Below are 8,339 nucleotides of genomic sequence, written 5' to 3'. Positions count from 1 at the left end.
GCATGGCGGCGGTCCGCCCCTCCGCGGGCGACGGGCTGCCCCCCGTCGACGCCGGCACCGCCTTCGGCGGCGATGCGGAGGACCCGCGCCCGGGCGGCCGCCGCGGGCTGAAGATCGCGCTCGCCGCCGCCGCGGGCGTGCTCGTCGTCGGCTACATCGCCGGCGCCGTCGCCTTCTCCAACATCTACTACCCCGGCACCTCCATCGCCGGGGTCGACGTGTCCCTCACGGGAGCCGGCGAGGCCGCGGACCGCATCGAGGCCTCCGTGGGCGCCTACACGCTCAAGGTCTCGGGCCTGGGCTTCGACTGGACCTACGAGCCCGAGGCGGGCACGTTCACCGTCGACGCGCAGGCGGAGGCGGACGCCGTCCTCGGCGCCAACGAGGCGCTCATCTGGCCGGTCCGGCTGATCGGCAGCCTCGTCTCCGGCGGCTCGGATTCCGCGACCGACCCCTCGGCGCTGTCCGTGACCTACGACGAGGCGGCGTTCGAGGAGGCGCTCGGCGCAGCGATCGACCAGTTCAACGCCGACCGCCCCGGCACCTTCGACGCCGCGGGGGCCTATGACGAGGAGGCGGGCATGTTCACCGTCGCCCGTGCGCGCGCCAGCCAGAAGCTCGGCCGCGACGCCGTCATCTCCGCCGCCGAGCAGGCCGTGGCGTCGGCCGAGACCTCGCTCGAGCTCGACGACTCCATGTACGAGCCGCTCGCGGGCGGGGCGAGCGACGAGGAGCTCCAGGCGGCGTGCGACGCCGCCAACGAGATCATCGGCGTCAACGTCGACCTCAAGATGGGTGGCACGGTGGTCGCGACGCTCGACGGCAAGACGATGACCCAGTGGATCACCTTCGACGAGAACCTCGACCCCACCCTGAACTCCGAGGGGCTCGCGGCCTGGATCCGCCAGCTCGCCGCCGCCCAGCTCGACACGGTCGGCACCGAGCGCAGCTACACGCGCCCCGACGGCAAGGTGGTCAACGTCTCCGGCGGCACCTACGGCTGGATCAGCGACGAGGCGGCGCTCGCCGAGCTCATCCAGCAGGCCGTGGCGAACAAGCAGACCGGCGAGATCGAGATCCCCACGAAGCAGACGGCCGCGGCGTACCACGGCGCCGGCGGGCGCGACTGGGGCGCCTACGTCGACATCGACATATCGGAGCAGCATGTGCGCTACTACGACGCCAACGACAACCTGCTGTGGGAGTCGGGCTGCATCACCGGCAACCCCAACGAGGGCAACGACACGCCGACGGGCATCTACAGCATCAACAACCTCGAGCGCGACGTGGCGCTCGTGGGCAAGAAGGACCCCGCGACCGGCGAGCCCGAGTACGTCTCCTACGTGGACTACTGGATGAGCTTCATCGGCTCGGCCATCGGCCTGCACGATGCGGACTGGCAGGCGTCCTCGAGCTTCTCCGACCCGACCGCCTACACCTGGACCGGCAGCCACGGCTGCGTGAACCTGCCGCCCGACAAGGCCGCCGAGCTGTTCGGCATCCTGCAGGTCGGCGACTGCGTGATCGTGCACAACTGACGCGGCGCGGCCGCAGCCGCCCCGCGTCATCGCCCGTCCCCCGCGGCGACGGTGCGCCCACCCCGCGCCCGCATCCGGCACCTCCCGGATGCGGGCGTTTCCGTATGCGGCGTGCTACGATACCCCCGACCGACCCGGGCCGGCACCGCGCACCGCCGGCACCCCGCGGGGTCGGACCCGCCGGATCCCATCGCGAGAAGGGGGCGCCATGGGCGCGAGAATCCTTTTGGTCGAAGACGACCCGCTCATCGTCGAGTCGCTCACCGAGCTGCTCGTCGGCGAGGGCTACTCGGTCGCGACCGCATCGACCCAGCGCGACGCCATCGAGCGGGCCCTCGGCGACAGCGCATGCCGCCTCGTCCTGCTCGACATCTCGCTGGCCGACGGCAACGGCTTCGCCGTCTGCTCCGCCGTGAAGGCGGAGCGCCCCGAGGTCCCCGTCATCTTCCTCACCGCCTCCGATGACGAGTTCAACACGGTCACCGGCCTGACCATGGGCGCCGACGACTACGTCGCCAAGCCCTTCCGGCCCCGCGAGCTGCTCGCGCGCATCGCCGCCGCGCTGCGCCGCACCCAGCCCGAGCGACGCGCGCTCAGGCTGGGCCCCCTGGCCATCGACCCCGACCGCGCCCGCGTGGAGCGAGACGGCGCCGAGGTGGCCCTGTCCGCCCTGGAGTACCGCCTGCTCCTGCTGTTCGCCGCGAACCCCGGGAAGCTCGTCACGCGCGAGGCCATCCGGGATGCCCTGTGGGACGAGGCGGGGACCTATATCGAGGAGAACACGCTGTCCGTCTACATCAAGCGGCTGCGCGACAAGATCGAGGACGACCCGGCGCATCCCTCCCTCATCGTGACCGTGCGCGGCCTCGGCTACCGCGCCCGCGGGTAAGGGGCGATGCGCCGTGCTCGCCCGCAACCGCGCCTTCGCGCGCGCCCTCGCCGCCTCCGTCCTCGCGACCGCCGCGCTCGCCCTCGTCCTCGGATCCGTGCCCGGCGCCCCGCCCGCCCTCTGCGTCGCCGCCGGCGCGCTCGCCGCGGCGCTCCCCCTGTGCGCCCTCACCGTCGCGCGCTACCGCGCCATCGCACGGCTCGCCGAGCGGCTCGACGAGAGGCTCCACAGCGACCGCGCGCCCGGGTTCGATGACATGCGCGAGGGGGAGCTCGCCGTCCTCGCCAGCGAGCTCGGCAAGCTCACGCAGCGCCTCGCCCTGACCGCCGAGCAGCTCGAGCGGGAGCGCGCCCGGCTCGCCGACGCGCTCGCCGACATCTCCCATCAGCTGAAGACGCCGCTCACCCAGCTCTCCCTCACCACCGAGCTCATCCGCACCCGCGTGGCGGCCTCCGGCGGAGGCGGGATCGACGCGGCGGCGGTGCGCGACATCGCCTCCCGGCTGCGCCGCGCGGAGCTGCTGCAGGAGCGCATCGGCTGGCTCGTCTCCGCCCTGCTCAAGCTCGCCCGCATCGATGCGTGGACGGTCGCGCTCGCAGCGGAGCACGTGGATGCCGCGAAGCTGGTCGACGAGGCGGTCTCGGGGCTCGCCATCGCCTTCGATATCGCGGACGTGGCCGTCGACGTGTCGGTCCAACCCGGGGCGGGCTTCAGGGGCGACGCGCGCTGGAGCGCCGAGGCCCTGGCGAACGTGCTCAAGAACTGCATCGAGCACACGCCCGCCGGCGGGTGCGTGCGCATCCGCGCGACCGAGGACGCGCTCGCCTGCCGGATCGCGGTCGAGGACACCGGCGGCGGCATCGCCGAGGAGGACCTCCCCCACATCTTCGAGCGCTTCTACCGCGGGCGCGGGGCGGGCGGCGCGGCGGGCGAGGTGGAGCCGGCGGGCGTGGGCATCGGGCTCGCCCTCGCGAAGAGCCTCGTGACGGCCCAGGAGGGCCGCATCACCGCCTGCAACGCGACGGGCCCCGACGGGCGCGTCAGCGGGGCGCGCTTCACCATCGCCTTCTTCAAGGCCGTCGTGTGAGCGCCGCGTCCCCGACGGAAGGTGACGGAACCGTCACACGGCGGTCATGGGCGCGCAAGCCCTGTTTGGGACCATGGAGCCGAAGACACGCCACGACCGGAGGAGGACGGACATGAACATCCTGTCCATCGAACATCTCACGCGCGTCTACGGCACGGGCGACACCGCCGTGCGCGCGCTCGACGACGTCAGCTTCACCGTTGAGGCGGGCGAGTTCGTCGCCATCATCGGGTCGTCGGGCTCGGGCAAATCCACCCTGCTGCACCTCATCGGCGGCGTCGACCGCCCGACCTCGGGAACGGTGAGGCTCGCGGGCGAGGACGTCTTCGCCCGCTCCGACGAGCAGCTCGCGATCTTCCGCCGCCGGGAGGTGGGCCTCGTCTACCAGTTCTACAACCTCATCCCCGTGCTCGACGTGGTGGAGAACATGACGCTGCCCGTCCTCATGGACGGCCGCTCGGTGAACGGGCAGCGCCTGCAGATGCTGCTGCGGGCCCTCGGCCTCACCGGGCGCGAGCGCTACCTGCCCAACCAGCTCTCCGGCGGCCAGCAGCAGCGCGTGGCCATCGGGCGCGCGCTCATGAACGCGCCGGCGGTCGTCCTCGCCGACGAGCCGACCGGCAACCTCGATTCCCGGAACTCCGCGGAGATCATGCAGCTGCTGCGCAGCTCGAACAGGGACCTCAACCAGACCCTCATCGTCATCACGCACGACGAGGACATCGCCCTCATGGCCGACCGCGTGATCGCCATCGAGGACGGCCGCCTCGTGCGCGACGAGCGCCGCCGGTAGCCCGCGCATGGCAGGAGGTCCATCATGAGCATCTTCACCCGCTTCTCCCTGCGGTCCCTCTCCGGCAACCGCACCCGCACCGTCGTCTCCGTCATCGGCATCGCGCTGTCCTGTGCGCTCGTCTGCGCCGTGCTCACGAGCGTCGTGAGCATGTCGAACATGCTCTACGAGCGCACGGCGGCAGACGAGGGCTCCTGGCAGGTCGAGGCCGCGAACATCCCCGCCGACGCCCACCGCGAGCTCGCGGGCGACGGACGCGTCTCCGCGCGGCTGGACGTCGCCGAGCTCGGCGCGATCCAGATGGGCGACGACAACGCAGCCGATTACGGCAGCTACCTGTTCGCCAAGACCTGGCCCGTGAACCCCGAGGGCGAGCGCCTGGTCACCGGCCCCGAGATCGCCGCGGGCCGCGCGCCCGAGGCCCCCGGCGAGATCGCGCTGCCCCACTATCTGGAGGGCGTGGAGCTCGCGCCCTGCGGGCTCACCGTACAGGGCGCCGACGGCGCGTCCGCCATCGAGCTCGGCAGCACCGTCACGGCCGTGCTCGGGGAGCGCACGCTGCGCTATCCGGAAGACGGGGGCGCGGCCGTCGCCGGCACCTCGCTTCAGGGCACCTACTTCGAGGACGGGACCGTCGAGGAGGCCTTCGACGCGGATCTCGGCGAGGTCAGCGGCACCGTGGTGGGGTTCTACCGCAGCTACGGCTTCTCGTCCACCCGCGCCCTGCAGGGCAACAGCGTCTACATCTACCCCTCGGGAGATGAGGTCGAGGACGCTCTCGCCGACGCATCGGACGCCACCTGCGTCTACTCGATCTTGACCACGCACAACCCGCAGGACGCCTTGACGATCGCCGACGAGCTCTCCGCCGACATCAACCCCCAGGCTGGCGGGGTCGCCACCCACTCGAGCCTGCTGCGCTGGCAGGGCGTCACCGGGAGCTCCGAGGTGTGGAACACGCTCTACATGATCGCCGGCGTGCTCGCCGTCGTCATCGCCGTGGCCGGGGTCTCGCTCGTGTACAACTCCTTCGCCATCTCGGTGGCCGAGCGCACCCGTCAGTTCGGGCTGCTGGCCTCCCTGGGAGCCAGCAAGCGCCAGCTCCGCCGCACCGTGCTCACCGAGGCGCTGCTGCTCTCCGCGGTCGGCATCCCCATCGGCCTCGTGCTCGGCCTTATCGGCTGCCTCGTCGTGTTCCAGCTCACCGGGAGCGGCCTTGCCGCCATGTTCGACGTGGACGCCTACGGCATCCAGGTGAGCGTGACCGTAAGCCCCGCCGTGCTCGGCATCTCCGCCGGCGTGGCGCTCGCGACCGTGCTCGTGAGCGCATGGATTCCCGCCCTGCGCGCCTCCCGCGTCTCGGCGGTGGACGCCATCCGTCAGACCCGCGACATCCACCTCACCCGCCGCGCGCGGCGCGCGCTCGCCCGTGCGGGAAAAAGCACGGCAGAGGGCGGCACCGTCCGTCTCCGCGGCCTTTCCGCGCGCCTCTTCGGCATCCCCGGGTTCATCGCCCACCGCAACCTGACGCGCGCCACGAGCAAGGGCAGGGTCACGGTCGCCGCACTTGCCGTCTCGGTCGCCCTGCTCATCATCTCGGGCGTCATCGGCAGCGTCATGGACTACGCAAGCGGCACCGCGATCGACGCGGCGGACGGAACGGACCTGCAGGTGCGCATCGACGCCACGACGGCTAAGGGCGGCACGGGGGCCATCGTGCGCGAGGACGGGAAGGTCGACGACGTCGCGTTGGCAGACGCGCTCGCACGCCTCTACGACGCGGCCGACGGCCTCGAGGGCACCACGCGCGCGGGCTACCACGCCAGCTATGTCGCCGACACCATCGTCCCCGCCTCCATGGTGTCCGACGGCTCCGATCACTTCTTCGGCACCCTGCTCGACGACGGCTCGTGGTCCGGCCCCGTCTACGTCGACTTCATCGACACCGCAAGCTGGGAGACCTACGTCGACGGTCTCGGGTTGTCCCGCGAGGAGTTCTGCGACCCCGCGCGTCCGCAGGCGATCGCCCTGAACGAGTACACCTTGAACGAGGGCGGCACGTACGGCTCCTACAGCCCGCTGTCGGGCGCGGGCACCGTGGAGACCGTGTCGTTCGCGCCCCTCGAGGGCATGTACGCCGGCGGCGTGATGTCGGACGGGAACGGGCAGCCGAGCGTCTGGTACAACGCGCCCGACGGGTCCGAGCGCTTCGTCCCGCTCGACGAGGGCATCACCGCGCGCAAGGAGCTCGCCGTCGGGGCGCTCGCCGACACCGCGCCCGCGGGCATCTCCACGCGGTCGGGCACCCTGCACCTCCTGCTGCCCGTCAGCGCCATGGCCGCGAACGAGACGCTCGGCTTCGCCGATGCCCAGATGAACTTCGATGCAGGCGGGTCGGCCGAGACCGCGGCAGACGCGCAGGACGCCTTCGAGCTCATCGCCGCGGACTTCCCCGAGCTCGACTGCACCTACACGAACTTCGCCGAGAACAAGATGCAGAACCGCATGATGTCCGAAACGGTCCGGACGTTCATCTACTGCTTCACCGTCATCTGCGGCCTGATCGCCGTGGCGAACGTCTTCAACACCCTCACGAACTCGCTCATCCTGCGCCGCCGCGAGTTCGCGGTGCTCAAGAGCATCGGCATGGGGGAATCGGCGTTCCGGCGCATGATCGCCTACGAGTGCGCGAGCTACGCGCTGCGCGGCTTCGCGGTCGGCCTCGCGCTCGCGGCCGTCGCGGCGGCGTTCCTGACCCGTGCGATGGCGTACTCGTTCACCACGTTCGCGCTGGAGCCCCCGGTCGCCGAGACCGCTGCCGCCGCCGGCATCGTGATCGCGGTGATCGCGGTGAGCGCGGCTTACGCGCTGCGGCGCAGCCATGCCGCGAGCGTCGTCGAGGCCCTGCGCGACGACGCGATCTAGCGCGGGCGCGCCGGAGGGAACGGGGCGCCGCGGGACGAGGGGGCGCGCGGCGATGCGGGGGCGAACGGGTCCGCCGCCCCCTGCGGCACCGACGGGCCCGCAGGGGGCGGGGCCGGCCGGGCGCGCTGGGTCAGAGGTGCCGGTCCAGGAAGCCCCCGACGAGGGCGGCGTAGCGCGCCGGATCGGCATACGAGCAGGCGCCGTGGCCCGCCCCCTCGAACACCGCGCGCTCCCTGACCGGGCTCGCGCAGGCCTCGAACACGCGGTCGAGCATGCCGAAGGGCACGAAGTCGTCCGCCGACCCGTGGATGAACAGCATCGGCACCCGCGCGCGGCGCACGCCCTCGACCGCGCTGGCCTCCCTGAGGCTGAAGCCGGCGCGGGCCCGGCAGACCGCGTCCGCGGCATCGAGCAGGGGGCGCGCGGGCAGGTGGAGCAGCTGGCCCATCTGGACCTCGCACTCATCCCAGGCGCTCGTGTAGCCGCAGTCCTCGACGATGCAGCGCACCTGGTCGGGCAGGTCGAGCCCCGACGCCATCATGACCTCGGCGCCGCCCATGGACACGCCGTACAGCGCGATGCGGGCGCGGGGGTCGAACGACGCCACGAGACGCGCCCAGCCCACGAGGTCGCGCGCGTCGAGGCAGCCCATGGTGGCGTAGCGGTCGGCGTTGCGCTCGTGGCCGCGCGCCGCCGGCAGCAGGACCGAGAAGCCGGCGGCGTGGGCCGCCCGGGCCTCGCGGGCGAGGTCCGAGGGGCGCCCGCTGTAGCCGTGGCACAAGATCAGATAGCGATGGAGGTCGTCGGTGCTCGCGCCGTCGTCGCGGCCGCCGTCGGGGGACGGGACCACGCCGGGGGCGAGCACGCGCCAGCCGTGGAGGACGCCCCCGTCCGCCAAGGGGAGCTCGACCGGTCGCCTGGCCTCATCGAACCAGAGCCGCGCCTCCCTGCGCGCCGGGTCGCCCGCGAACACGGCGGTATCCACCCCCGCCGACGCCCCGGCGCCCGCCCGCGCGAGGATCGAGCGGGGCGCGCGCGGGTTGAGCGCGAGGTCGAACAGGGCGTTGCCGGCGGCGGCGAGCCCCGTGCCGCCGAGCGCGACGACGC

At 72.5% G+C, this 8,339-nt stretch carries 6 protein-coding genes; 5 read left to right on the top strand and 1 reads right to left on the bottom strand.

What is annotated here, in order from left to right:
* From PHA29_RS10030 to PHA29_RS10010, 5 genes are all read left to right on the top strand, one after another.
* The coding region (locus tag PHA29_RS10030) for a L,D-transpeptidase family protein (protein WP_270849474.1) at positions 1–1,538 on the top strand (1,538 nt) is incomplete at its 5' end.
* A 208-nt stretch (positions 1,539–1,746) separates the two neighbouring features.
* A complete protein-coding gene (locus PHA29_RS10025) occupies positions 1,747–2,427 on the top strand; it encodes a response regulator transcription factor (protein ID WP_270849472.1) in 681 nt (226 codons plus the stop codon).
* 13 nt (positions 2,428–2,440) lie between these two features.
* Complete coding sequence (locus tag PHA29_RS10020; RefSeq protein ID WP_270849471.1) at positions 2,441–3,514, top strand: sensor histidine kinase; 1,074 nt, start codon at positions 2,441–2,443, stop codon at positions 3,512–3,514.
* Between the two features lie 112 nt (positions 3,515–3,626).
* On the top strand, positions 3,627–4,307 hold the full coding sequence (locus PHA29_RS10015; RefSeq protein ID WP_270849468.1) for an ABC transporter ATP-binding protein: 681 nt from the start codon (positions 3,627–3,629) through the stop codon (positions 4,305–4,307).
* A 24-nt stretch (positions 4,308–4,331) separates the two neighbouring features.
* Positions 4,332–7,232, top strand: a complete 2,901-nt coding sequence (locus PHA29_RS10010) for an ABC transporter permease (RefSeq protein ID WP_270849467.1) — start codon at positions 4,332–4,334, stop codon at positions 7,230–7,232.
* 130 nt (positions 7,233–7,362) lie between these two features.
* Here the strand turns inward: PHA29_RS10010 and PHA29_RS10005 are convergent.
* The coding region (locus tag PHA29_RS10005; RefSeq protein ID WP_270849465.1) for an alpha/beta hydrolase at positions 7,363–8,339 on the bottom strand (977 nt) is incomplete at its 5' end.

Source organism: Candidatus Collinsella stercoripullorum (genome assembly GCF_027669965.1).
Taxonomy (GTDB): Bacteria; Actinomycetota; Coriobacteriia; order Coriobacteriales; family Coriobacteriaceae; genus Collinsella; species Collinsella stercoripullorum.
Note: the sequence above shows the minus strand (reverse complement) of the source record. Positions and strands in the feature narration are given on the sequence as shown.